The 24,993-nt window shown below is 40.1% G+C and carries 17 protein-coding genes, 2 tRNA genes and 1 pseudogene; 8 read left to right on the top strand and 12 right to left on the bottom strand.

Going from position 1 to position 24,993, the window contains the following annotated elements:
- Window positions 1-24: 24 nt before the first annotated feature.
- The 3 genes from LKM37_07145 (at window position 25) to LKM37_07135 (ending at window position 3,507) form a co-directional block, all read left to right on the top strand.
- A complete protein-coding gene (locus tag LKM37_07145) occupies window positions 25-1,662 on the top strand; it encodes a HAMP domain-containing histidine kinase (GenBank protein MCI1720763.1) in 1,638 nt (545 codons plus the stop codon).
- Window positions 1,663-1,677: 15 nt separating this feature from the next.
- Window positions 1,678-3,324 carry a PAS domain-containing sensor histidine kinase gene (locus LKM37_07140; GenBank protein MCI1720762.1) on the top strand — a complete coding sequence of 549 codons (1,647 nt, stop codon included), beginning with the start codon at window positions 1,678-1,680 and terminating at the stop codon, window positions 3,322-3,324.
- 110 nt (window positions 3,325-3,434) lie between these two features.
- Window positions 3,435-3,507: transfer RNA gene (locus LKM37_07135), tRNA-Lys, on the top strand.
- A gap of 79 nt (window positions 3,508-3,586) precedes the next feature.
- On the opposite strand, the gene pssA is transcribed toward LKM37_07135, so the two are convergent.
- The 4 genes from pssA to LKM37_07115 form a co-directional block, all read right to left on the bottom strand.
- On the bottom strand, window positions 3,587-4,309 hold the full coding sequence (gene pssA, locus LKM37_07130; protein ID MCI1720761.1) for a CDP-diacylglycerol--serine O-phosphatidyltransferase: 723 nt from the start codon (window positions 4,307-4,309) through the stop codon (window positions 3,587-3,589).
- A 21-nt stretch (window positions 4,310-4,330) separates the two neighbouring features.
- Window positions 4,331-5,491, bottom strand: a complete 1,161-nt coding sequence (locus LKM37_07125; protein MCI1720760.1) for an aminopeptidase — start codon at window positions 5,489-5,491, stop codon at window positions 4,331-4,333.
- Window positions 5,492-5,569: 78 nt separating this feature from the next.
- Window positions 5,570-6,790 carry an aminopeptidase gene (locus LKM37_07120; protein MCI1720759.1) on the bottom strand — a complete coding sequence of 407 codons (1,221 nt, stop codon included), beginning with the start codon at window positions 6,788-6,790 and terminating at the stop codon, window positions 5,570-5,572.
- Window positions 6,791-6,887: 97 nt separating this feature from the next.
- Window positions 6,888-7,586: a 7-carboxy-7-deazaguanine synthase QueE gene (locus LKM37_07115; GenBank protein MCI1720758.1), complete on the bottom strand. Its 699-nt coding sequence runs from the start codon at window positions 7,584-7,586 to the stop codon at window positions 6,888-6,890.
- Window positions 7,587-7,905: 319 nt separating this feature from the next.
- On the opposite strand from LKM37_07115, the pseudogene LKM37_07110 reads away from it, so the two are divergent.
- From LKM37_07110 to LKM37_07090, 5 genes and pseudogenes are all read left to right on the top strand, one after another.
- Window positions 7,906-9,969: pseudogene (locus LKM37_07110) on the top strand (AAA family ATPase).
- The gene (locus LKM37_07105; protein MCI1720757.1) at window positions 9,935-10,615 is read left to right on the top strand and encodes a hypothetical protein; all 681 of its coding nucleotides are present in this window, start codon (window positions 9,935-9,937) and stop codon (window positions 10,613-10,615) included. Before LKM37_07110 ends, LKM37_07105 begins: the two are co-directional and overlap by 35 nt.
- Window positions 10,596-11,711: a DUF3808 domain-containing protein gene (locus LKM37_07100; protein ID MCI1720756.1), complete on the top strand. Its 1,116-nt coding sequence runs from the start codon at window positions 10,596-10,598 to the stop codon at window positions 11,709-11,711. Before LKM37_07105 ends, LKM37_07100 begins: the two co-directional genes overlap by 20 nt.
- 41 nt (window positions 11,712-11,752) lie before the next feature.
- Window positions 11,753-12,895 carry a DUF368 domain-containing protein gene (locus LKM37_07095; GenBank protein MCI1720755.1) on the top strand — a complete coding sequence of 381 codons (1,143 nt, stop codon included), beginning with the start codon at window positions 11,753-11,755 and terminating at the stop codon, window positions 12,893-12,895.
- 116 nt (window positions 12,896-13,011) lie between these two features.
- Window positions 13,012-13,085 (top strand) — tRNA-Arg (locus tag LKM37_07090).
- 968 nt (window positions 13,086-14,053) lie between these two features.
- On the opposite strand, the gene LKM37_07085 is transcribed toward LKM37_07090, so the two are convergent.
- The 8 genes from LKM37_07085 to LKM37_07050 all read right to left on the bottom strand — a co-directional run bounded on the left by LKM37_07085 (window position 14,054) and on the right by LKM37_07050 (window position 24,964).
- Window positions 14,054-15,169 (bottom strand): aldo/keto reductase, encoded by a 1,116-nt coding sequence (locus LKM37_07085; GenBank protein ID MCI1720754.1) that lies wholly within the window; start codon window positions 15,167-15,169, stop codon window positions 14,054-14,056.
- Between the two features lie 101 nt (window positions 15,170-15,270).
- On the bottom strand, window positions 15,271-16,392 hold the full coding sequence (locus LKM37_07080) for an aldo/keto reductase (GenBank protein MCI1720753.1): 1,122 nt from the start codon (window positions 16,390-16,392) through the stop codon (window positions 15,271-15,273).
- Window positions 16,393-16,421: 29 nt separating this feature from the next.
- Window positions 16,422-16,760: a hypothetical protein gene (locus LKM37_07075; protein ID MCI1720752.1), complete on the bottom strand. Its 339-nt coding sequence runs from the start codon at window positions 16,758-16,760 to the stop codon at window positions 16,422-16,424.
- Between the two features lie 257 nt (window positions 16,761-17,017).
- Window positions 17,018-17,548, bottom strand: coding sequence for an RNA polymerase sigma factor (locus tag LKM37_07070; protein ID MCI1720751.1), 531 nt, complete (start codon window positions 17,546-17,548; stop codon window positions 17,018-17,020).
- 65 nt (window positions 17,549-17,613) lie between these two features.
- Window positions 17,614-18,036: a DUF6249 domain-containing protein gene (locus LKM37_07065; protein MCI1720750.1), complete on the bottom strand. Its 423-nt coding sequence runs from the start codon at window positions 18,034-18,036 to the stop codon at window positions 17,614-17,616.
- A gap of 106 nt (window positions 18,037-18,142) precedes the next feature.
- Window positions 18,143-20,119 (bottom strand): transporter substrate-binding domain-containing protein, encoded by a 1,977-nt coding sequence (locus LKM37_07060; protein ID MCI1720749.1) that lies wholly within the window; start codon window positions 20,117-20,119, stop codon window positions 18,143-18,145.
- 61 nt (window positions 20,120-20,180) lie between these two features.
- On the bottom strand, window positions 20,181-22,595 hold the full coding sequence (locus LKM37_07055) for a transporter substrate-binding domain-containing protein (GenBank protein ID MCI1720748.1): 2,415 nt from the start codon (window positions 22,593-22,595) through the stop codon (window positions 20,181-20,183).
- A 5-nt stretch (window positions 22,596-22,600) separates the two neighbouring features.
- Window positions 22,601-24,964, bottom strand: coding sequence for a transporter substrate-binding domain-containing protein (locus LKM37_07050; protein ID MCI1720747.1), 2,364 nt, complete (start codon window positions 24,962-24,964; stop codon window positions 22,601-22,603).
- Between the last annotated feature and the right edge of the window lie 29 nt (window positions 24,965-24,993).

Raw genomic sequence — 24,993 nt, 5'->3', positions numbered from 1 at the left:
TTTTAATGCTAAAATAGAGAGAGAATGTATATCATAATTCTGATAGATATTGTCATCCTTTCCTGTATTGCCTGGCTGCTTCTTAAAACGATAAAATTCAGAAGAGAAGGAGTGCAGGCAGCAAGGGAGTTTTCCGATGTGAGAGATGAATATCAGACTCTTAACAGCAGTCTGCCGGTAGGTTTCTTCTCCTTGTCGGAGAACGGTGACGTTGAAGAGGGCAATTCAGAATTCGTAAACATTTTAAAATGCATAGACAATATAGATTATAAAGATTTCAATCTTTTTAAAGCCTCTACAGTTATACCGCAAAGTGACATAAACCATCTAAAAGAGAGCGGCCTGCTGGATACTCAATACCACACTTCAAATTCCACCTATTCAGACTTGCTGTTCAGAATCAGGAGGCTGGGAACAGATGCATCAAAAAAGCAGGGTTATATTGGTACTATTATTGACAAAACGGAAGACATCTCTACAAGCAGCACAAGGGCCGCCATGTACAGCATGTTCCAGCTTGCCATGGATAAAGCCAATATCGCGGTTGCAACAGTAAATGCATTTGATAGTACTTTTAATGTTACAAATGCCTGGTACAATTTGCTTTACGTAAACAAAGGCGTCTCCTTAAAAGAGAGTTTCAAGAATGTTCCCCCGGAGGATCTTGTGAAGATTACAAACTTCATGAACAGAATAAAAAACATTCAGTTTAATGAAGAAGAGTACGCAAAATACTACGGATATAATATTAGCAGCGCGGCAGATGATAAGAATAAAATTGACGTTACCGCAAACATTAAAGTCCTGTCGGGAGGAAAAACACACTACATAAGATTCTACGGAATTTTGACTGAATACTCCCCTGATGAAGGGAAGATGATTATTGAATTTGTATTGTTCAACATTGACGGACCGGTTGAGAGAGAGATAAAATTGCTTGAGTCCCTGCATAAGACAAGGTCTGCGGAAACGCTTAAGAATAAGTCAATTGCAAATATGAGTACAGAAATTCAGCAACCTCTTAACAATATACTGGAAGATACTTCAAAAATATTCTCTGCGTCAAAACAAGAGGATGAAAAGAGATATCTCAAGGATCTTTCCAGAAGCAATGCAGAACTTCTTCTTACAATTTCTGAAGTCATAAATATCTCCAGAATTGAGTCTGACGCCTACATTCCAAAGATAGTTGACATAGACCCGGGAGTCCTTGCTGCAGAGGTTGTTAATGAGTTCAAGGCAATGCTTAAGGAGAATGTATTCATAGAGTATCATCCTGCAAGCTATGATAAAGTATCACTGGATATAAGATTGGTAAAAGAGCTGCTTAGAGATTTAGCCATAAGTTCAGCTAAAAGGACATCAGACGGTACTATCACATTTACAATCAGGGAGGAAGACGATGGAGCAAATGCAGGCAGCACAAATTTGTTTATGGCCATCTCTGATACCGGGACCCCGCTTAATAAAGAGGAGATGCATCCGGAGAACTACAAATCTGTGGCAAAATTATTAGCAAAGACAAACCTGGAAATATATATAGCTCACCACCTTGCAAACATGCTGGGAGGTAAGCTTGGATTTGAAATTGATAAAAAATTTGGGAAGGATGTCAACACCGTTTGGTGCAGAATCCTTACAAAAAAAACAGTTAACAATTAGTAGCAAAATTTTAGGATGAATACCGCAGTCACTTTATCTTCAAGTACCATTTTGCTGTTGGGAACTCTTGTGTTCCTGATTGTTGCCCTATTGGCTGCAATTGTAATGCGCTCTTTGGCCAAAAATAAAAATGAGAAGCTAAGGGGAAAAATTATTGAATACAGGCGCAGGATAGAGAACATTAGCAAAGATTCAGGATTGAGCTTTGCCTTGTACAATGCAAACGGAATCAGGGAAAGAATCATAATCAACGGAGAGGAGAGAGATAATAATTTAACTCTCGGAGGCATGCTTTGCGTGAATCTGTTTGAGAATCCTTTTGATGGCACCACTGCCGACGTGATAAAGAATCTTGCTCCGGGGCAAAGTATTAATAGCCAAATAGATACATTCTTAAACAGATACGCTGATTTCTTGGGTTCAGATAATGCGAATGCGGAGAATTCAGAGCATGTTTTCAAATATATCATACGCAGAACTACAGAGAAAAAATATTCATACATAGTAGTTGCCGCAAATATCACAGGAATAGAGAGCAATGAAGATGAGCAGGAGGAGATTGAAAAAAGGCTAAGAACAGCGTCAGCCAATTCTAATGTCGGAGTGGCATCGTATAACAGTGAAGGCGAAATTTTATTCGCGACAGGTTCCTGGTTTAAAAATTTGGGAGAGTCCGGCAACGGAATTTCAGATGGAAAATTCAAAGGAGCTAACAGAATTGATTTTAAGGAAATTAGAGAGTTTATTTCCAAAGCGGCAAATGATTCTAAACCGGAATCTGACACCCCTCCGTTCTCAACAACGGTAATGATTAACCGTGCTGACAGAACAAAAAGGTGGACTCTCGTAAACATTTTTAAAGGGGAAATAAGTTCAAATCAGGGCAGTAGAAAAATTCCATATTTTATTGACCTTAACATGGACATTACAGACCTTAAAGAGAAGGAGGTAACTCTTTCTGAACTAAATAAAAAGGCGCTGCTGGCTGAGAGAGAAGCCGATGAATTCCTAAATTCCATAAGTCATGAAGTTAGAACGCCGCTGAATTCAATTGTCGGATTTACAGACCTATATGTTAATGAAGAGGATAAATCTCAGCGTTCTCAATTTATGCCGGTCATTAAACAAAATAATGAACTGCTCAAAACTCTTCTGGAAAATATCCTTAGCATATCTACATATTCCGCCGGCATGGTAAAAGCGGGAAAGAAAGAGGTTAACCTGAATAATTTTGTAGAGGAGATGAAGGAATATGCCGCAGAACAAGCATTTACGATTAAAGACATACTGCGCAAAAATCTCTACATAAATACATCTCTTCCCCCTGAAGAGCATATTATTGCAACGGATATATCAATGTTAAAGAAGGTTATGTCCGCCCTTATTTCAAATGGTCTTAAATTCACGGAAAATGGAGGAATAACCATTGGTTATACTCCAGAAAATGACAATATTATGTTCTATGTAAAGGATACCGGAATTGGGATAAATGAGGAGGATAAAACAAGAATTTGCGCACCATTTGAGAAGGTGGACACATTCAAACAAGGCCTGGGACTGGGACTGACACTATGCAAAAGCATTTTGAAACTTATGGGAAGCGAGCTTCACATAGACTCAAATCCTCAAGAAGGGAGTACTTTTAGTTTTTATCTGCGATAGAATTATTTGACGTTAAATCAATGATATGGGCGGGCAGATTTCATCACATAAATAAATTTTGATAAAATGGAATTTGTTTATACTTTTGCAATCCCAAATCAAAAGGGAATGACTTGCTAGCTCAGCTGGTAGAGCACGACACTCTTAATGTTGGGGTCCAGGGTTCGATCCCCTGGCAGGTCACTAAAAAAGTCCGGTTTTTTTTGCCGGACTTTTTTTTTGTCTATAATTGCTCTGAACTTATACTAAGTGCATTAAAGCGTCAGGCTGTTCTCTTTAGCAGCAACAAAAGATTGAGAATTATATACGTTGCAAAGGCAAGAAATACAATAACACTCCATCTTAATCCAAGTACCAAAGTAGCCAAAGCTTCCAGCAAAACAATGCCAAGAAAAACAAAACGCAGCTTGTTGTCAGCCCATGTAAAGTTCTTAAACTTAAAGGAGAACATAGGAATCTCGCTGACAAGCAGAAGAGATAACCCTACCGCAATTACTCCAAGAAGCCAAGGAACTACATGCCAGAAATGCCATATTGCCGGATAAAATTTGCTTGTGCAAAACAGGGATGCCACAAGCAGCGCGTTGGCCGGTGTGGCAAGCCCTATAAAAGTTGTTGCCTGTCTGGGATCCGTATTAAATTTTGCAAGACGCAAGGCGGAAAAGGCAGCAATAAGCAGAGGCAAGAAAATTAGGAAACTGTTCCCCGTAATGCCGCTATCCATTGCGTAAGAGAAGATTAGCGCAGGAGATACTCCAAAGCTAACCATGTCCGCCAAAGAGTCCAAATCCTTCCCAATTGGAGAATGAGCATTTAGCGCCCTTGCCGCCATACCGTCAAAGAAATCAAACACGGCAGATATGAGCATGCATATCAGCGCCAAATCAAAATTACACTCTACAGCAAACTCAATTGCAACGCAACCCATTATCAAGTTGCCGCAAGTCAGCGCGTTAGGTACATGTTTACTTATAGACATAATTATCCCGACAGTTAAAAGTCAAATTTATTTTACTTTAAGCTGGTTGCTTAGCATGGTATATAAACCTTTATTAACCAACTCTTTAGGAACAGCATTTTTATTTACAAGAATAGAAATTGTCTTTGCCTTTATGTAACTTACAGAGGCATCGTCATATCCGTCCTCATTATAGCCCGGAACCTTGCCCCAGGAATTTTTTACAATAAAATACTGAACACCTTCCTTATCTTTTGCAATTCCCGTAATATGCATCAAATGGTCATCAGATGTTGTATAGTTCATAAACATCTTCTCTCTAATTTCCTGGTTTATAGGCTGCTCAACATACTTTGACTTTATCTCCTTTGCAGCCCTGATATTTTCTCCGGGAGCAAAAACCGCTATGTGATTACGATGAGCAAAATAAGTCTCGCTCATGTCAGCATCCCAACCTACTGTATATCCTTTATTGATAGCATAGTTCATAACAGACACCATGTCGTCTATCGGAAAATTAAGGTACAGATAATGATCAAAATTATCAGGAATCTCAAGAGGAGTCGGAGCATAGAAAGGATGATGAGAAAAACTTGTAATCTCTATATAATCAGAACCTTTCAAGCCAAGCATATCTCTGAAACTTTGTGCGGTATAGGTCTTGCCCTTGTATTCAAAACTATCGGGAACAGCGCCAAGATACTTATCCAAAATAGAATTTATTTTCTCATAAGGGACGCCATTTTTCTCCTTAACAGCCACATCCATCAATGAATCCAGAGAGGCCTGAAGTTTTGAATGGTCATGATGATCCATCCCGTAATTGATTCCATGATAGGCACTTTCCGGCATAAGACCATAATGATCCATAACCCAAAGAGCCTGGTGCCCTACTCCGCCGGGACCGGTATTGCCCTTGCCTCTGCGATAGTAATCATCCTCAAGCCTTCTGATGTAATTGCACCTTACAATATACATCTCTGAAAGGTCAAGCGTTGTATCTGCCGTACCCTTCTTAATAGCCTCGCTCTCAAGGAAAGAGACAGTTGCAAAGCACCAGCATGTACCAGTATTCGCCTGGTCTTTTACAGCCGTGGCGGGGTTGTTTTTTACAGTTGTAAACTCATACTTATACTGCGCATAAGATGCTGTGACAGTGAATAATCCTGCACAAAGCGCTGCTGCTGCAACAAGGAATATCTTTTTCATTTTAATTATTTTTTATATCCCGACAGATTAAATTTTTCTTTAATCCATCGGGATTATTAATAAATAGCTTTGTTATTACTACTTGATACCTAACTTCTTGCGAAGTTCTTTTGGAATGCCGTTCTTGTTAACGACAAAGTCCATTGTCTTGAATTGTACAAATGGAACTGATGCATACCAAATGCCCTGATACTTTCCGGTCTTGCCCCATGAGTTCTTTACCATGTAATACTTTGTACCGTTCTGGTCATGTGCAATACCATAAATCTGAAGACCGTGGTCATCTGTAGTTGTCTTATTATCATAACCTTCCTGTCTCATCTCCTGAGTAATGGTCATCTCTTTTCCAGGCTTGTTAAGATTGTAAATGTCAGCCTTTTTCTGGTTAGGATCTTTGCCTACCCAACGCTCCTGGTCAGAACCTGCAGCCTTTTCATTAGCTACAACATCCGGAACAACAGCAATACCGTCGCGAGTAAAACCGTTCTCACTAACGTCTGAACCCCAGGCAATTGTGTAACCATTTGCAAGAGCATAATCAATGATTTCCATCATTTCATTCATAGGAACATTGTAGCTCAAATCCCAGCGCCAATTGTCAGGAACCTCAACTGCAAACTGTGAATAGAAAGGGTGATGAGTATAAGATGTGATAGAAACATAATCATCCATATCCAGTTTTAAACCTTTGGTTACAAACTCTTTAGGTGAATATTCAACACCTTTGTAAGTAACTTTGTCCGGGCATTTGCCAAGATAAGAATCAAGAATAGCATTGAAAGGAGCCATCCATTTGTCCTGAGCAGAAATCTTGTGCTTTGTATTTGCTACAAAAGCCTTTGTGTAACCGTCAAGAACAGAGAACATTTCTGAGAAATTGATTCTCTTCTCATCCCCTCTCAGGCAAGGCATATCCTTCTCCAAAACAACGCCGTAATCTTGATAAGAGTGGACAACATCCATAGATGCGCCGCCCTCTGCAAAATTAAGAGTTCCGTCCAGGCGAACATACTTTACAAATTTTTCCTGATAGTTTTTGTAAACTGTGTACCAAGTAGATAGAGCAATGCTGGTATCAGCAGTTCCTTTCTTTATAGCCTCGCTCTCCAGAAATGAAGTTGTAGAGAATGCCCAGCAAGTGCCGGAACTTCCCTGATTTCTGATGCCGCTAATTGGAATAGCCAAATCTGTGGTGAATACATAGCCGGAGTCTTTCTTTGCCCCGCTATTTTGTGCAAAGCTGTAAGTTGTTGTTGCGCAAAGCAATGCAATTGTCAGTAATGCAAATATTTTTTTCATTTAATACTATTTTAATTAATAATTATTTTATCTAAAATATAAATTCCAATTATTTTCTTCTCATTAAAAAGCTTATTAATAGCTGATATCTAATCATTTATGGAATTCTCATAAACTTATGTGTCTGCAAAGACACGTTCCATTCCGGATGCATTTTCACATACTCAACTATCAGCGGCATAACAGTTTTCATTCTGCTCCACTCCGGCTGCAGGTAAAGCCGGCACTTCTCCCCCACCAGCTTCCTGTTATATTCAGCCCACTCAAAATCTTCCGCGCCCTCAATAATAACCTTAAGCTCACTTGCCACAGGATAAATCCCCGGCAGCGGCTTTTTCTTCTTCTTTGGAGAGAGGCATATCCAGTCAAATACTCCCGACAGAGGACTGCTGCCGCTGGTCTCCAAAAATATCTGCAATCCGTTCTTTCTTAAAGCATTGCACAAACTGTCGAGAGGATAATTAAGAGGCTCTCCACCTGTAAGAACAATTGCTTTTGCGGGGCATTTTACAGCCTCCTTTACAATTACATCTATATCAACGGGCGGGAACTTTTCAGGATTCCAGCTCTCTTTAGAATCGCACCAGCTGCAGCCGACATCACAACCTCCAAGTCTTATAAAATATGCCGGCTTGCCGGTATTAAAACCCTCTCCCTGAATAGTATAAAAGCTCTCTACCAAGGGCAAAAATTTGCCGCCTTTCAGCTCCGGATATTCGTAATTTTTTCTCACTCTGCTATAACTGCTGTTAAATAACCCCAGCGTCCTTTTTGAACGCATCTGACTATTAGACACAAATATAACATTTTTGTCTTACAAAAAAGAGCAAATCCGTGCCAGATTGTCACAAAATGAGGTTTTTCAGGAATTTATGCACTGCTGGTAGAAGATTTGAGAGGTATAATGTTGCTTAAGAAACTCAGCTGCAAAGGCGAATAGAAGGTAGCTTAAAAAATAGAGGGTAGCTTAAAAAGATGTAATAGCAGATTGAAGAGAGCTTAAACAGAGAGCTAATAGGCAAAAAGGAGATAATATTATGGAAATGAACAACAATCAATCACAGGAAAAAGCGCTGGACCGCTATGCCGTCAATTTGAATCAGAGGGCAAAGGCAGGCAAGCTGGACCCGGTCATTGGAAGGGATGATGAGATTAGAAGAGTTCTGCAAATCCTTAGCAGGAGAACAAAGAACAACCCTATTCTTGTGGGAGAGCCAGGCGTAGGCAAAACCGCTATTGCAGAGGGGCTTGCGCAAAGAGTAGTACACGGTGACGTTGCAGAAAATCTAAAGGACAAAGTGATTTATTCTTTGGACATGGGAGCATTGATTGCAGGAGCAAAGTATCAGGGAGAATTTGAAGAGAGGCTGAAAAGCGTTATAAAAGAGGTAGTTGACAGCAACGGAGAGATTATTCTATACATAGATGAGATTCACACTTTGGTTGGAGCGGGCCAGACAAGCGGAGCTATGGATGCCGCAAATATCTTAAAACCTGCACTTTCCAGAGGAGAACTGAGATGCGTTGGTTCAACCACTTTGGATGAGTATCAAAAATATTTTGAGCAAGACAAGGCGCTGGAGAGAAGGTTCCAGATGGTAATGGTAGATGAGCCGTCACCTGCTGAAAGCATCTCTATACTAAGAGGTTTGAAGCCAAAATATGAGAACCATCATAAGGTAAAAATAGAGGATGATGCTATCATTGCCGCAGTTGAATTATCTCACAGATACATAACTAACAGGTACTTGCCGGATAAGGCGATTGACCTGATGGATGAGGCGGCTGCAAAATTGAGGCTGGAGATGAACTCTGTCCCTGAGGAAATTGATGAGCTTAACAGAAAAGTAAAACAGCTGGAAATTGAGAGAGAAGCTATTAGAAGAGAGGGCAAATCTCCAAAGCTGACTGAAATTAATAATCAGCTGGAATCACTTAAGAAACAACAGGATATATACAACAAGCAGTGGAAGGAGGAGAAATCTCTTTTGGATAGCATACAAACCAAAAGACAAGATATTGACAAGCTTAAATTTGAAGCCGACGAGGCGGAAAGAAGCGGCGATTATGCAAAGGTTGCTGAGATCCGCTACGGCAAAGTAGCAAGTTTGGAGAAAGAGATTGCCGCACTTAAGAAAAAGGAGGAGAGCAATGAGCATCCTTTGATTAATGAAGAGGTTAAGCCGGAGGATATTGCAGAGGTTGTTGCAAAATGGACAGGCATACCTGTTAAAAGAATGCTGCAGAGTGAAAAGGATAAGCTGCTTCATTTGGAGGAAGAATTGCATAAAAGAGTTGTAGGACAAGATGAGGCGATAGAAGCTGTCGCTGATGCTGTAAGGCGTTCACGTGCAGGGCTTCAGAGCGAGAAGAGACCAATAGGTTCTTTCCTGTTCATGGGTACTACCGGTGTTGGAAAGACGGAACTGGCAAAAGCTCTTGCGGAATTTTTGTTCAACGATGAGAACCTTATGACAAGAATAGACATGAGCGAATATCAGGAGAGTTTTGCTGTAACTCGTTTAATTGGAGCGCCTCCGGGATACGTTGGATATGATGAAGGCGGCCAGCTGACAGAGGCTGTAAGGCGCAAACCATACTCGGTTGTATTGTTTGATGAAATTGAAAAAGCACATCCGGATGTATTTAACATACTTCTGCAAGTACTTGATGACGGACGTCTTACGGACGGCAAAGGAAGGACTGTCAACTTTAAGAATACCATCTTGATTATGACCAGCAACGTTGGCGCCGATATTATTCAGGACTACATGTCCAGGATAAATGAGAGCAATAAAACGCAGATGATGGCTGAGTGCAAAGAGAAAGTAATGGCTATTCTTAAGAAGAGCATCAGACCGGAATTTTTAAACAGGATTGATGAAATCATAATGTTCCAGCCACTTGGAAAAGAAGAGGTTAAAGGAATATTAAAACTGCAGATCAATCAGATAGAGAACACTTTGAAGGAGAAAGGCATTACGCTGGACTTTACGGAAAGCGCTCTTAACTATTTGGCCAACAAGGGTTATGATATAGCATACGGCGCCCGCCCTATCAAGCGGCTGCTGCAAAAAGAGGTCATCAATACCCTTGCAGAAAAATTGATTAGCGGAGAGATATCTTCCGGTAAAAAAATCAAGATTGACTACAAGAATAATCAGCTATTATTCAAATAAAGAGTCCCACCAAGAGATTGGCGGGATTTTTGCTATTTTTGCGACGGTTATCTCATTTACTATGCTGAAGGCTCTTAGAACATATCTGAACAAGAAGTTCCCTTTGACTCCGTCCAGGGATATACCTGCGGAGTATCGTAACTTAAAGGATATCAATCTAATAGGCTTTGCATATAACATCAGGTCCGCTGAATCAGGAGAAGTGCTTAAACAAATAATTGATTGCATATCAGGACAGGACATCCAGTATAAAGGATTGATTATTGAATCAAAGAGGAACGCTTACAAGAAAATCCTGGCTTCAATTCCTGAAATAGGTGAAAATCCAAACCTTACAATTATTACCAAGAACTACCTAAGCTGGATGGGCATTCCTGATATTCACAGAACTGCAAAGTTTTTCAGCCATGTTTACGACCTGTTCATAAACTTCAACAGCCGCAGCGATTTTAAATTTGACTACATAACAAAGAGAGCAAAATCCAAGTTTTCCATTGGAATGCGCTCCTCTGCAATATCTTTATACTCAATGGTATTAGAGGGAGAATACAAAAGAACGCTGGATGAGGTAGAGTATGTGAAGCAGGTTTTCCATTATGTTAAAGCAATAAAAGCAGGAGGAGAAAATGGACAACATCAATCATAGCGATGAGTTTGAAAATCCAGAGTATGCGCGTCTGGTCAGGCTTTTCAAAAAGTTTGATGCTGCATACAAAAAAGGCACATATCAGTCTATAGAATTGTCCGAGGATGAGTATAATTTTATAATAGATTCATACGTAGATAGAGATGATCTTTCCAAGGCTGCTGTTGTTTCAGCTGCAGCGTTTGATAAATACCCGTACTCTTCAGATTTAGTCATAAAATATTGTGAATCACTTCTTTTAAACGACAAAGCAGATGAAGCAGAGAGTGTGCTGAACAAATACCAAAACGCTTTCCCAGATAATTCTGAATTTTATCTGCTATACGCCAGAATTTTTATTAGGAGGAAAAAATGGGATGATGCTCGCAGCGCTTTTGATAAAGCCATGGAAGTTGAGGAATACCCGGAGGACATATATAACTCAGTCCATAACTTAGCACAAGAGTGCATATATGTAGAAAACTATCGCGAGGCTATTTTTTATCTTGACAGGTCCAACGCATTGGAAAACAGGTGGTGCAAAAAAAATGATTATCCTATGGATGATTGTGATTTGGCCAATGCTTATGAAGTATACGCATCTTGCCTGGAAAGGATTGGGGAATTGGAAAAATCTTTGGAATATTACAAGAAAAGTTTGGCTATCAACCCATTTGATGATATAAACTGGTCTGTCTTAGGGGCAATTTACTGTAGACTTAAAATGGTCAGAGAGGCCGTTGACGCATTGGAATATGCTGTCTCTTTAAACCCAAATAATGACTCCGCTCTATTTAGCCTTGGAATTATATCGTTGAACTTAGGGGAGTTCAAAAATGCAATAAAATATTTTACAGACTTTTGCAGGCTGGAAAAGAAGAACGTACACGGAACTGTTGGATTAGCACAGGGCTACATGGGGCTTGGAGATTATGGAGAAGCTGAAATTTTGTTCAGGAAGGCGCTAATGCTAGATAAAAATTGCAAAGAGGCCAAAGATGGGTTAAAATGCCTCAATAAAATTAAGTCCACGGGAACCGGCAAAAAAAATAGAAATAAAAGTAACAAAGTCAAATCAGCCGAAGGGAATAATCATAAACCTAAGAGCAACAAATAATTTAGCAACCTATTAAACATCATACTAATAAACTTCAATCAATGAGCGATTTAACAAAATACTCAATCCTTACCCTTAAGGGCATTGGCATTGGAATGGCAAACGTAATCCCTGGAGTTAGCGGAGGTACGATAGCATTCCTGACAGGGATTTATGAGGAGCTGATAGAATCCATTAAATCTTTTAACCTGGTAAATCTCAAGCTTTTACTTAAAGGGAAATTTAAAGAATTTGCAAAAGCCACTGACCTTGCATTTCTTTCATGTATTTTGCTGGGCATTCTGGTGAGCGCATTTTCGCTTGCCAAACTGATGGTTTATTTACTTACATATCAGCCTATTGCAACATGGAGTTTCTTTTTTGGATTAATTCTTGTCTCCTGTTTTTACATATTTGCTGAGATAAAGAAATGGAATCTCGGGACAATAATTTGCCTATTAGTTGGAATTGCAATAGCGGTATTTGTATGCATGGCTTCCCCTACCCAAACGACTGACGATTGGTGGTTTATAATGCTTTGCGGTGCAATAGCAATTTGCGCAATGATACTTCCGGGAATTTCAGGAAGCTTTGTTCTGCTGCTTCTTGTTAAATATGAATATGTTATGAACGCGCTAAGCACGTTTAACCTCCCCGTACTGCTGCTGTTTGCAATTGGAGCTGCCGCCGGAATCATTGCATTCTCACACTTGCTAAGCTGGATGCTTAAAAAATTCTACGCACAGACAATTGCACTGCTAAGCGGTTTCATGGTTGGTTCATTAATGAGGGTATGGCCTTGGCAAGAGGTTATTCATCATGCAGCCGGAGATACTTCACTGCCGGTAACACCAGGAAAGTTTGTAGAGATTCAAAATGCGATTGCAAGTCAAAATGCTGTCACACAAATTAATTCAGCAGCCAGCCATCCGGTTAGCGCACAGGTTGGTATAGCTATAGTATTCATAATCATTGGTATTGCGCTGGTAGTTGTACTTGAATCACTGGGCAAGAAGAAAAAGACAGAGGGCGCAGATACTATGGAGTCTACGAAAGCTACAGAAGTAACAGATATAAATTATGCAACAGAAGTAACAAAAATCACAGAGATAACAAAGGCAACAGAAGTAACAAAAATCACAGAGATAACAAAGGCAACAAAAGTTACGGAGAAAAGAGGGGTCACAAAGAGCGATAATGCGTAATCTTGAGGAAGTAAAATTTTACAATAGGCAAAAAATGTTTACATTTGCAGCCTAAAAAATCGGAGGGAGATTCGCAGCGCCGGGCAGACACCGGCAGCAACTGCGAAACTCATACCGGATCGGTAGCTCAGTTGGATAGAGCAACAGCCTTCTAAGCTGTGGGTCGAGGGTTCGAATCCCTCCCGATTCACGCGAATAAAACCCGCAAGCTTTGGCTTGCGGGTTTTTATTTTTGCAGCGAGCCCTCGCTGCAAAAATCGCTGTAGTTAAGCGCACTTCGTGCGCGAGGATGCACGCTCCCTACGGTCGCGGGCCTGCGGCCATGGGGACTAGATTCAATGCAAAGTTGAAGTTATGTCTTGCTCTGCAGCCATGAGGTTTTAGGCGCCATTGCCGCGCTGAACGCAGGTTGAAGAGGGTTGTCCGAAGATGCCCCGCTCTTCTGCTGAAAATTGCTCAAAACCAATGGCATCTGAGTTCCCTCTTCAACCAAGTGCAGCCTAGGCAATAAGCCGTTAAAAAACCGTGGGCGCAAGCAAGAGCATAACAAGACTTTGCATGCGATGAGATTATCAAAAAAAGTTCTGTAGGCAGGACTGTGAATCAGATAGTTACAATTCGGCCGATCCTACAGATTCGGCCAAACTGTATGTAGCTGATACTCAATAGCGACAGCAACACTTATATGATTAAGTCGGTTTAGTTATGCGAGAATTGCATGTGCCGCTTTGCGTCGCATGCAGAGCATTCCGCCAAGATTGCATGCTCGCTCTGCTCGCATGCGTACGGCCCGGCAAGAGCTGCATGCTCGCTCTGCTCGCATGCGTACGGCCCGGCACAAAGCGCCGTGCCGTTTTGTGGTTTGACGCGCTGTCGCGCGAGGAGGCACGCTCCCTACGGTCGCGGACTCGCGGCAATGCCGCTCGTCTTGGGTACATCCAATCGCGGGCCTGCGGCCATGGGGACAAGCGTAACTATCTGATCTAGGTTAGTCTGGGGCAATATTGAAAATCAGATAGTTACAAGACATCGCTGATTTAAAATTGAGATCTTTCGTAATGTATTGATACACAGCGCACCCTATAGGTACACTTGCACGGAAAGCCTGCAACCATGTATGTATACGCGCACGGAAAGCCTGCGGCCTGGGGACATCAGCTATTCAAATTCTTTGGCTACAAGTTTTAGATTCTCGCGGATATGAATGTGCTGCGGGCAATGCTCTTCACATTGGCCGCAATCAATACATTCTGAGGCTTTTCCGTGAGTTGCATTCAAGTTGCTGTAATATGTGATTGTATTCATGGACTGCGCGGCTCCAAATTGCTTCATTGTGTTGTACAGAGAGAAATACTCAGGGATGCAAATTTTCTGAGGGCATCCTGCGGTGCAATAATGGCAAGCCGTGCAAGGTATTGCAATACTGCCATTTATAATCTTCTCAGCCTTTGCTATAATCTCTTTTTCTTTGTCGCCGACAGGTTTGAAATCCTGCATATAAGAAGTGTTATCCTCCAGCTGCGCCAAATTGCTCATGCCGCTCAATACCATAAAGACATTCTCCAAGGAAGCGACATAACGTACTGCCCATGAGGCTGGTGTAGCATCTGGAGCATAATCCTTAAACATCTTCTCCACTTCAGCAGGAACTTTTGCAAGGGCGCCGCCTTTTACAGGCTCCATAACAATAACAGGCTTCCCGTACTTAACACAAAGATCATAGCACTTATGAGCCTCAACTGTAGGATTTTCCCAATCAATGTAATTAATTTGAAGCTGAACATACTCACTCTCAGGATGTTCCTTAAGCACCTGCTCTAACAAAGGCACCTCATCATGGAAAGAAAAACCAATATGCTTAATCTTCCCTTCCGCCTTCATCTTGGAAATAAATCCAAATCCGTCGAGAGCTTGAATAGTCTTATAATAATCTTTGTTGATTGCATGAATCCAATAGTAATCAAAGTATTCCACCCCGCATCTTTGCAGCTGCTCATCAAAAATACGCTGCAAATCCTCTTTCTTGTGAAGCTCCCAGCAAGGCATTTTGTCAGTGACAGTGAATGAGTTGCGCGGATATCTTTTAGCCACGGCCTCTCTAAAAGCAATTTCAGATTTACCATTATGATAAGGATAAGCGGTATCGTAATAAGTAAAACCGCGCTGCATGAAGATGTCAGCCATCTTCTTAACTGTCTCAATATCAACTGCGGAATAGTCATCCGGATTAAGCTGCGGAAGACGCATCATTCCAAAACCAAGTTTCTTTGCCATAACATTTCCTTTTTGTTATAACAAAGATAACGGCAATGCGACCAAAATAAAGTAAATAAATTACTGATTTTTTTACCTTTTTTACTGATTGAAACCACTATCTATTCAAACTCTTTAGCCACAAGTTTCAGACTTTTCCTAATAGATATGTGTTGCGGGCAATGCTCTTCACATTGGCCACAATTAATACATTCTGAGGCCTTTCCGTGAGTATTACTTAAACTTTGGTAATATACGCAACTATTGTCCATAACTGTTTTGCTCTTGCCAAAGCGTTTTTGAGAATTATAAATTTCAAAATACTCCGGAATGCAAATATGGACAGGACACCCTTCGGTACAATAATGGCATGCAGTACATGGTATTGAGATAGAATTGTTTATAATTTTTGCCGCTTTTGAGAACAGCTGCATTTCTTCTATCCCGACAGGTTTTAATCTGTCCATTAGCTTTATATTCTCCTCAACCTGAGACATTTCGCTCATTCCGCTCAGAACCATAAATACATTATCAAAAGATGTAGCAAAGCGCAAAGCCCAAGAAGCCGGAGAATAGTCGCTGTCATATTCTTTAAATAATCTCTCTGCCTCCACAGGAACGCGGGCAAGGGAACCGCCCTTTATAGGTTCCATCACTACAACAGGCTTACCATATTTTGTGGCAACCTCATAACATCTTTTAGAATCAATTGCGGAACTTTCCCAGTCCAAATAATTAAGCTGTAACTGAACATATTCCGTTTCCGGATGTTCTTTTAATATTTGTTCTAACAGAATAGAATCTCCATGGAATGAAAAACCAATATGCCCTACCTTTCCCTCTCTCTTCATTTTCAATAAAAAACCAAATCCGTCAAGGTTTTCTATAATTGTATAGTACTCTTTGTTTAAAGAGTGCAGCCAATAATAATCAAAGTATTCTACACCGCATCTTATAAGCTGCTCATCAAAAATTCTTTGCAAATCTGCCTTTTGGGTTAAAAGCCAGCTTGGCATTTTATCTGTGATTGTGAATGAATTGCGATGATGTCTCTTGACAACTGCCTCTCTAAATGCAGATTCACTGTTACCATTATGGTAAGAATACCCTGTATCAAAATAAGAAAATCCATGCGAAATAAAATAGTCCGCCATCAGCTTAAATGCCTCTATATCAATGGAAGAATAATCATCTGGATTAACGAGCGGCAATCTCATAACTCCAAATCCGAGTTTCTTGTTCATGATTAACAGTCTTTTTTAAGACACTCTGCTTAATCGGCAGTTTTTGTATTGGTAATTATAACAATTCCACCCGCAACAATAGATAAGAGAAGCATGGCGGAAAAAATATTAATAATATTAAAACTATGTTCAAGCAAAGCCATTGAATGCTTCAAAACAAATGAGGCTCCGCCAAAAATCGCAAATAATGCAACTCCCAGAAAAAGAGATATTAGCACAATCCAACGGGTCCATTCAGGCTGTTCTTTTTTTACCTGCGGCTGCGGATAATAATCAAGCTGCGAGATTATTTTCTTTGTAAAATCTTCTCCGTCAAGATGTTGCTTGCCAGCATCAAAAAAGCCCTTTATTTCCTTATCGCTTAACATATTGCAAATTTAATATTATCTTACTTATACCATTCTTATTATACAACTAATATCATTACTGTACACACACACTTTCTGCACACATTCACTTACTGTACACACACACTTTCTGCACACATTCACTTACTGCACACATTCACTTTCTGCACACATACACTTTCTGCACACATTCACTTACTGCACACATTCACTTACTGCACACATTCACTTACTGCACACACTCACTTACTGCACACACTCTTATTGCACCCAGACACTCATTGCCCGTAACCCGCTTGTTTTAAGTACACCTTTAAATGCTCCCTGCCCCTTGATAAATGGGACTTAACCGTATTCTCCTTCATCCCCGTAATCACCGCAATCTCAGAGATTTTCTTCTCCTCCATATAGAACAAGAGCAGCACTGCTTTCTCATTTTCCGCAAGATTTTTTAGAGCTCCGTTGATATCATTATTTACCGTAACTCTGTCTGAACCTGCAGTTTGCACTACCATTGGGTCAGAGGTGCGGTCTGCGCCGTTCATTTTTCTATCTGTCGGGAGCTGTACTTCATTGAGCCTCACCCGTTTGCTCATCTGGTCATAAAAGCAGTTATAGGCAATTCTAAAGAGCCAGGTAGATAATTTTGACCTGCCCTGAAAAGAAGAGAGCCCCGCATAGGCCTTAATAAAAGCATCTTGCGCTATATCGTCTGCAAGTGCTCCATTTCCTCCCGACAGGTTAAGCAGGAATCTCCTTAAAGGTTCCTGCTGCTCCCTGACAAATGCCGTGAATTCCGCTTTGTCCAATTGACAAACTATATTAAATCTTATGAAAATCTGTGCAAATCACTGCACAGCAATTTATTAAGGAGCTATTTAGAGATGTCTGATTCCTTTTGTCCTTCATCCTTTTTCTTGTAATATCTCCCTGCATAGAAAGATACAAGCAGCCCTGCGCCAACAAGAACCGGAATTAGTCCGGTACATGCAACTCCAAGCGCATAGGCGCTCATCACAGGCTGAGCACGCAATAAGAAATAAAGCAAAAAGAAAATACCGAAACCAAATCCGACAAGAGAAACTCCCCATGTGAACAACTTCATGGGATTTTCTTTTTTAATTTTTACATCCTGAGCATCCTTAAAGAAATTGGGATCCAAAGGGACACCTTTCTCTATTGCCTTGGCTATCAATTCATTTTTATTCTTTTGAGAAAGATAGCGAGACATGTAAACTGTCAGCACAATTGCCACCGGCAATATCACGCATACAAAAATTGGAACTAAAATTCCCATAACGTATAATTTTTAGTTAATAATTAATTTTTATTTGTTTCCAGTTAGACTTTGGAAAGGTACAAAAGGTTGCAAAGAAGAAGGAAAAATTTTGCAGAATTTGAGATTATTTCTCAGATTCCTCAATATCTGCAATTTGGCAAGGGATAATTGCCCAGAAAGTTGAACCTTCAGACTCTTTTGAATCAAATCCGATTTTGCCGCCGCAAGATTCTACAATGGCTTTGCATATAGAAAGCCCAAGCCCCGTACCTTGAGCAAAAGTATCAAGCTTCTCAAACCGCTGGAAAATAAGATGTTGCTTATCCTCAGCAATGCCGATTCCCGTATCCTCAACGGATATCTTAAGACCGCTATTTTCATAAACATAAGAGGCCGTGATGGTTCCGGATGGAGTGTACTTTATGGCATTAGTGATAAAGTTTGTAAGGACTTGAGCCACACGGTTTTTATCAGACAGTATAACACATTTTTTATAAGGATTGCAAGCAAGAAGTTCCACAGAAGGCTTTATCCTGCTCTTTACAGATGCAATAACTTCATCAAAACAAGCGGACATGTCAAACTCACCCTTCTCAATTTTTACCATTCCCGCCTCCATCTTAGACAAATCCAAAATGTCATTAATTATCCTCAGCAGCAAGTCGCTATTGCTGTTAATCAAATTTACAAACTCTTCTCTCTCTTCCGGATCACTCTCCTCCTGCAACAAATTGGAAAATCCGACAATTGCATTCAACGGTGTTCTAATTTCATGACTCATATTTGCAACAAACGCAGACTTAAGCTTGTCAGCCTCTTGAGCGCGCTCCATCTCCTCCTCCAAGCTCTTTCTCATCATAACAGACTGAGTAACATCTCTGTGCGTACCAATAACAGTCACTACATTTCCTCTCCTATCTTTAATTGGAGCAAACTCCTTTTCTGTGTATTGCCAATTTCCCGACAGGTTGTGATCCAATCTAAAGCACAATTTTTTTGGCGCCTCCGCACCGGCAATCACGCTACGCATCGTCTCTTTAAAGAGCTGCACATCATCTGGATGGAAAAATTTCATCTCATCCTCAAAAGGTCTCCCGTCGGGAGGAAAATAATCACACTCTACATTAAAGAAACGCCCGGATTTTACATCATAGCCCCAAACGGTAACATCACCCGCACTAAGCGCCAATGCAAGCTGTCTGTTCCTTCTATCAAGCTCATTCCTAGAGACATGAACTCTGTGCTTTAGAAGAAAAATAAATGTGGCAAGAATTAAGGCACAGGCAATAAATATTACAAAGAATATATATACGAATTTAGGAATCCAATGTCCTGTCAAGACCGGAGATAACCATTTGTCTTTCAATTTGTCAAAGCTTCCGTCAGCACGCATGTTGCTTAAAGCGGTATCCATGCGGAACATCAGGACGCTATCCCTTCCAACATAACAATACTTCTGATTGGGAATATCAAGATTCTTATACTCAAGATTTCTAATCTTAAGACTATCCATGTAATACAAAGCAATGCTGCGCACACAGACCATTACATCGCACTTCCCCTGAGACAGGCTCTTAAGTCCAACTCCAATATCATCTAAATAGTGGGACTCATTGTAAAGACCTATTTCCGTCAGGAATTCATCCGGGAATGAGCCCTTCTCCACAATGATTTTTTTACCTTCCAGCTGAGCCAGTTTGCCGTAAGGGCCTTCTCCCCTTCTATATATCACACTATGGATAAGATAGTTATGAACGGGTCCAAAATTATATTTGCTTTCCCAACTCTTGGTCATGTTCATGCCCATAATTACAGAAGAAGGGTGCTTGTCATAGTATTTGAGCAGCTGCTGCCATGGCATTGAGACAATCTTATAATTTCCAATGCCAAGCCTTTTCATGAGCTTTTTGGTCAAATCAATATTAAAGCCTTTAGGATTACCCTGAGCATCAACAAATTCAAACGGCGCATAATATCTGTCGCCGAGGAAAACTATAGTATCATTTTGAGATTGCTTAAAACTGCAAAAAATTAGAAAAGCGGCAAGCAAGCCACACAATTTAGCAGCTCCATATAAAAACCGTTTACTAAAATTATTCATAAAGGGGGGGTCAACCAACTTGGACAAAGGTAATGAATTATTAATTTTCAGCAAGCTCTATTTACGCCCTCTTTTTGCAAGGAATCCATGCCCAAAATGTTGAGCCTTGATTTTCTTTTGAGGTAAAGCCAATCTTCCCTCCGCAGGTATCTACTATAGCCTTGCAGATAGAGAGACCTAGCCCTGTTCCCTGCGCAAAATTATCCAGCTTCTCAAACCTCTGAAATATACGGTATTGCTTCTCCTCCGGAATGCCAATGCCGGTATCCGATACAGCAATCTTTACACCTCCGTTCTCGTAAACGTATGAAACCGTTATAGTTCCCAAAGGTGTATATTTTATGGCATTAGTAATAAAATTCGTAAGTATCTGAGATATTCTCTGCCTGTCTGAAAATACTATGCACTCCTTGTATGGATTGTTCTCAACAAGCTTCACACCTGCCGGAACTTTGCTCTTTACAGAACTTACAGTATCGGCAAAACACTTTGACATATCAAATTCGTTCTCAGCTATTTGTACAGCACCAGCCTCTATTTTGGAAAGGTCAAGTATGTCATTGACCAACCTTAAAAGAAGCTCGCTGTTGCTGTTAATCAGACTGATATACTCGTTCTTGCTCTCTTTGTCATCATCCTCCTGAAGCAAACCGGCAAAACCTACTATCGCATTAAGAGGTGTTCTAATATCATGGCTCATGTTTGCCAAAAATGCTGACTTCAACTTATCTGCCTGTTTTGCTTTTTCCATCTCAACCTTAAGCTCTTGCTGCACCATTACAAGGTCTGTATTATCTTTCCTGAATCCTACATATTTAGTAACCAAGCCGTCGGGACCTATATCAAACGGAGTTGCTGTAGTTGTGCAGTAATGCCACTTCTTATCCCACTCAAACCACATCTTTGAATCACATACAAAATTTTTAACAATTCCGGCTGTTAAGCCTGTTCTCATTTCATCAAAACCATTAACATTCTGTATTTTAACCAAATCAAAATATTCATCTACCTTAAAAATTTTCCCATTGATAAATCCTGAAACTGGGTCATTGAACATAGTAAACGTATTTGAAGGCCTATTCATTTCCCAATAAACAAGTCCGGAAGCCTTAATGGCCATATCATTCTTTAAGATATTTTCTTTAAGCCTTTTTTGAATATATACAGATGAAGTGATATCTCTGTGCGATCCGATTATTGTAACTACCTTATCATTGCTGTCTTTGATTTGAGCAAACTCTTTCTCTGTGTACTGCCAATTTCCGGATGCAGAATGATCCAGTCTAAAAACCATTTTTTTAGGTGGGGTATCTCCGGCAATCAGGCAATTCATTGTATTGATAAACAATTGTTTATCTCCAGGATGAAAGAAATTAACCTCATCTTCAAACAATCTTCCCTCAGGAGGAAAATAATCACATTCTACATTAAAGAAGCGCCTTGATTTAACATCATATCCCCACACTGTAACATCGCCGGCATTTAATGCAAGGGCAAGCTGTTTGCCTCTGTTCTCCAAATCCAATTTAGCCTTATCAACCCTCTTATTAAGCAACCAAGTAAAAGCAGAAAGTACAGCGGCTGCGCAGATTAATACAAATAGAATTGCGTACAAAAATTTTGGAATCTTTTCAACCGTAGTATTTGTAAACCATTTCCTAAAAATTCTTGAATAATCTCCGGCGCTTTTCATTCCCTGAATTGCCGTATCCAGCTGATACATAAGCAAACTGTCTCTCCCAACATAGCAATATTTTTGCAGCGGCATAGCTAAATCTGAAATTTCCAGATTATGTATATTCAGATTTTTAAGATAATATTTTGCTAAATCGTTATCGCAAACTAAAACGTCATGTTCACCGGATGAGAGCATTTTGAAACCCTGTTCATAATTATTAACTCTCATAATTTCATTGCTAAGCCCCATAGATACAAGTATCTCATCTTCATCTCCTCCGCGCTCTACAATGATTTTTTTACCCGCTAATTGTGAAAGTGCATTAATCTTTTTTGACCCCTTTCTGTAAACAACACTATGAGAAGTATAACTGTGGACCGGACCAAAATTGTACTTATTTTCTCTCCTTCCAATACGGTCCATTCCCATGATTACGGCATTGCTATGCTTATCGTAGAACTCCAGCAAGTCCTGCCAGTCCATAGAAACAATCTTAAAATTATGTTTGCCAATCCTATTCATTAATGACTTAGTCAGCTCAACGTCAAACCCATCCGGCATACCTGAATTATTAATGAACTCATAAGGCGGATAATACTTATCCCCAAGGAAAATTATCGTATCAGACGGTACGGCATCTTCTGTCTTATCACCTGTATTAGCCTCAGCGACAGATGTATCTTTATCTTCTGAATAAGCATATTCCGCAAACCGGGCAGTGATAAGCATTATAGAGAAAAGAGCAAACAACAATTTATGAAGTCTTCCAAGTCCCATGCTGTAAACAAAATTTTTCATTGTCATTACATTAAACGCCTGCAAGGAATCCACGCCCAAAATGTTGAGCCTTGATTTTCTTTTGAGGTAAAGCCAATCTTTCCTCCGCAGGTATCAACTATCGCCTTGCAGATAGAAAGGCCAAGCCCTGTTCCCTGGGCAAAATTATCCAGCTTCTCAAACCTCTGAAATATACGGTATTGCTTCTCCTCCGGAATGCCAATGCCGGTATCCGATACAGCAATCTTTACACCTCCGTTCTCGTAAACGTATGATGCTGTGATGGTTCCGTGAGGAGTATATTTGATGGCATTTGTTATGAAGTTTGTAAGTATCTGGGCTATCCTCTGATGGTCAGAGAATATTATGCACTCTGCGTACGGATTGTTCTCCACAAGCTTTACCCCTGCCGGCACTTTGCTCTTGACGGAACTTATCGTATCCGCAAAGCACTTTGACATATCAAACTCGTTCTCAGCTATTTGCACAGCTCCAGCCTCAATCTTGGAAAGGTCTAGTATATCATTGACCAACCTTAAAAGAAGCTCGCTGTTGCTGTTAATCAGACTGATATACTCGTTTTTGCTCTCTTTGTCATCATCTTCTTGAAGCAAACCGGCAAAACCTACTATCGCATTAAGAGGTGTTCTAATATCATGGCTCATGTTTGCAAGGAAAGCTGACTTTAACTTGTCCGCCTGCTGTGCCTTTTCCATCTCTACTTTTAACTCCTCCTGAATGCTCATCAAATCTGTAACATCTCTTCTAAGTCCAAAGAAGTCTGTAACTTTTCCAGATTTATCACGCAGAGGCACACCATTGTAAGAAATATATTTTATGCCAATATTTCCGCCATAATCAATTTTCCTAGTCACAGAAAAAGGCTTGCAAGTGCCATCTTTTATACTGTTATAAATTGCACGAGCTTCTATTTTATCCTGCGCGGTTAACTTTTCTAAAAAGTCACTTGACTTAATTTCAGCAACAACCGTATGCACATCTGAATAAACTTTAAACACGTCAGTATCAGGCGAATATTCCCATGTCTGAATATTGCTTTCCTTCATTACAAAGTCCATCCTTGTGATAAAATGCCTCATTTTCTCCCCCATTTCCACAAGTGGCGTATTATCTCTTCTGAAACCAACGTACTTTAAAACAACACCGTTTTGTCCAACTTTCAAAGGTGCTGCTGTTGCCTGGCAATAATGCCATTTGCCATCTTTAGGATACCATAGCTGAACATCAGAAGATAAGTTTTCATTACTACCAGTTTTCAACTTATCAATCATAAGTTGCATATCTTTTATATCGCTTAACTTCACCACCCTAAAATACTCATCCAAATCCATCTCCTTGCCATCCTCATAATTCAAGAATGGATCATTATAAGTTTTTATCTTGTTACTCTTGGTATCCAATTCCCAATAGACAGTGTGGGAGGACTTAAGAGCCAAAGCCATCTGCTTTCCGCGGCTGTTTAATTCAGACTCGGCGTTAACAATGCGCTTTTTTAAGAGCAATGAATAGAACGCAAAAAATAGAGCAGAAAAAATCAGTATGCAAATAATGACATAGACACCGGGAGGGATATTGATATCTCTGTCATTTTGCAACCATCTGTCAGTCAATGTTTCATAGCTGCCGTCAACATTCATTCTCTCCAACATGTCTCTTATCTTGTTCATCAGCGCAGTGTCACGTCCCACAAAACAATACCGCTGTGTAGGCAGATGCATGTCAGAAATTTTTATGTTTTTAATTTTCAAAGACTTCAAAAGATATCTGGCAACTTGCCCTTCACAAACAACAGCATCATATTTTCCCTTTGACAAATCTAATATAGCAGGGCCATAATCATTTACAGATATAACCTCCTTGCCAAAGCCCATAGCCATCAGCATCTCCTCCATGCTTGTTTCAGATTCTACAAGAATTTTCTTGCCGGCAAGTTGAGAAAGAGATGTTATCTTTTTACTTCCTTTTCTATACAACACACAATGTGTCAGACTATTATGGATTGGCCCATATGCATATTTCTGACTTTTCTTTGCAGTCCAGTTCATACCAATGATAACAGAATTAGAATGCTCATCATAGTATTTAAGAACTTTTGGCCAATCCATTGATATAATACGGAATCTGCTGATTCCTAACCTCTTCATCAGAGTCCTTGTAAGGTCAATATTAAAACCTACGGACTTACCATTATTGTCCACAAACTCATAAGGAGGGTAGTACAAATCAGCAAGAAAAATTATTGAATCAGATTGGGAAATTAGCTGAACATCTGTCTCCGGACTCTCCACATCAGACTCAGCAAATGCATTGAGAGAGCAACAAGAAAAAGAAATGATTAATAGAACAGCAATAAAAAGTGTTCGCTTCATGTTTAAAGTTCAGCCTATTAGATGCGAAT

This window comes from Bacteroidales bacterium, assembly GCA_022647615.1.
Lineage (GTDB): Bacteria > Bacteroidota > Bacteroidia > Bacteroidales > UBA932 > Egerieousia.
Note: the sequence above shows the minus strand (reverse complement) of the source record. Positions and strands in the feature narration are given on the sequence as shown.

Coding starts and splice junctions, on each gene's coding strand:
- LKM37_07145 (MCI1720763.1), top strand. CDS start 25: ATGTATATCATAATTCTGATAGATATTGTCATCCTTTCCTGTATTGCC.
- LKM37_07140 (MCI1720762.1), top strand. CDS start 1,678: ATGAATACCGCAGTCACTTTATCTTCAAGTACCATTTTGCTGTTGGGA.
- LKM37_07125 (MCI1720760.1), bottom strand. CDS start 5,491: ATGAAAAAGATATTCCTTGTTGCAGCAGCAGCGCTTTGTGCAGGATTA.
- LKM37_07120 (MCI1720759.1), bottom strand. CDS start 6,790: ATGAAAAAAATATTTGCATTACTGACAATTGCATTGCTTTGCGCAACA.
- LKM37_07100 (MCI1720756.1), top strand. CDS start 10,596: ATGGACAACATCAATCATAGCGATGAGTTTGAAAATCCAGAGTATGCG.
- LKM37_07095 (MCI1720755.1), top strand. CDS start 11,753: ATGAGCGATTTAACAAAATACTCAATCCTTACCCTTAAGGGCATTGGC.
- LKM37_07085 (MCI1720754.1), bottom strand. CDS start 15,169: ATGGCAAAGAAACTTGGTTTTGGAATGATGCGTCTTCCGCAGCTTAAT.
- LKM37_07080 (MCI1720753.1), bottom strand. CDS start 16,392: ATGAACAAGAAACTCGGATTTGGAGTTATGAGATTGCCGCTCGTTAAT.
- LKM37_07075 (MCI1720752.1), bottom strand. CDS start 16,760: ATGTTAAGCGATAAGGAAATAAAGGGCTTTTTTGATGCTGGCAAGCAA.
- LKM37_07065 (MCI1720750.1), bottom strand. CDS start 18,036: ATGGGAATTTTAGTTCCAATTTTTGTATGCGTGATATTGCCGGTGGCA.
- LKM37_07060 (MCI1720749.1), bottom strand. CDS start 20,119: ATGAATAATTTTAGTAAACGGTTTTTATATGGAGCTGCTAAATTGTGT.
- LKM37_07055 (MCI1720748.1), bottom strand. CDS start 22,595: ATGAAAAATTTTGTTTACAGCATGGGACTTGGAAGACTTCATAAATTG.
- LKM37_07050 (MCI1720747.1), bottom strand. CDS start 24,964: ATGAAGCGAACACTTTTTATTGCTGTTCTATTAATCATTTCTTTTTCT.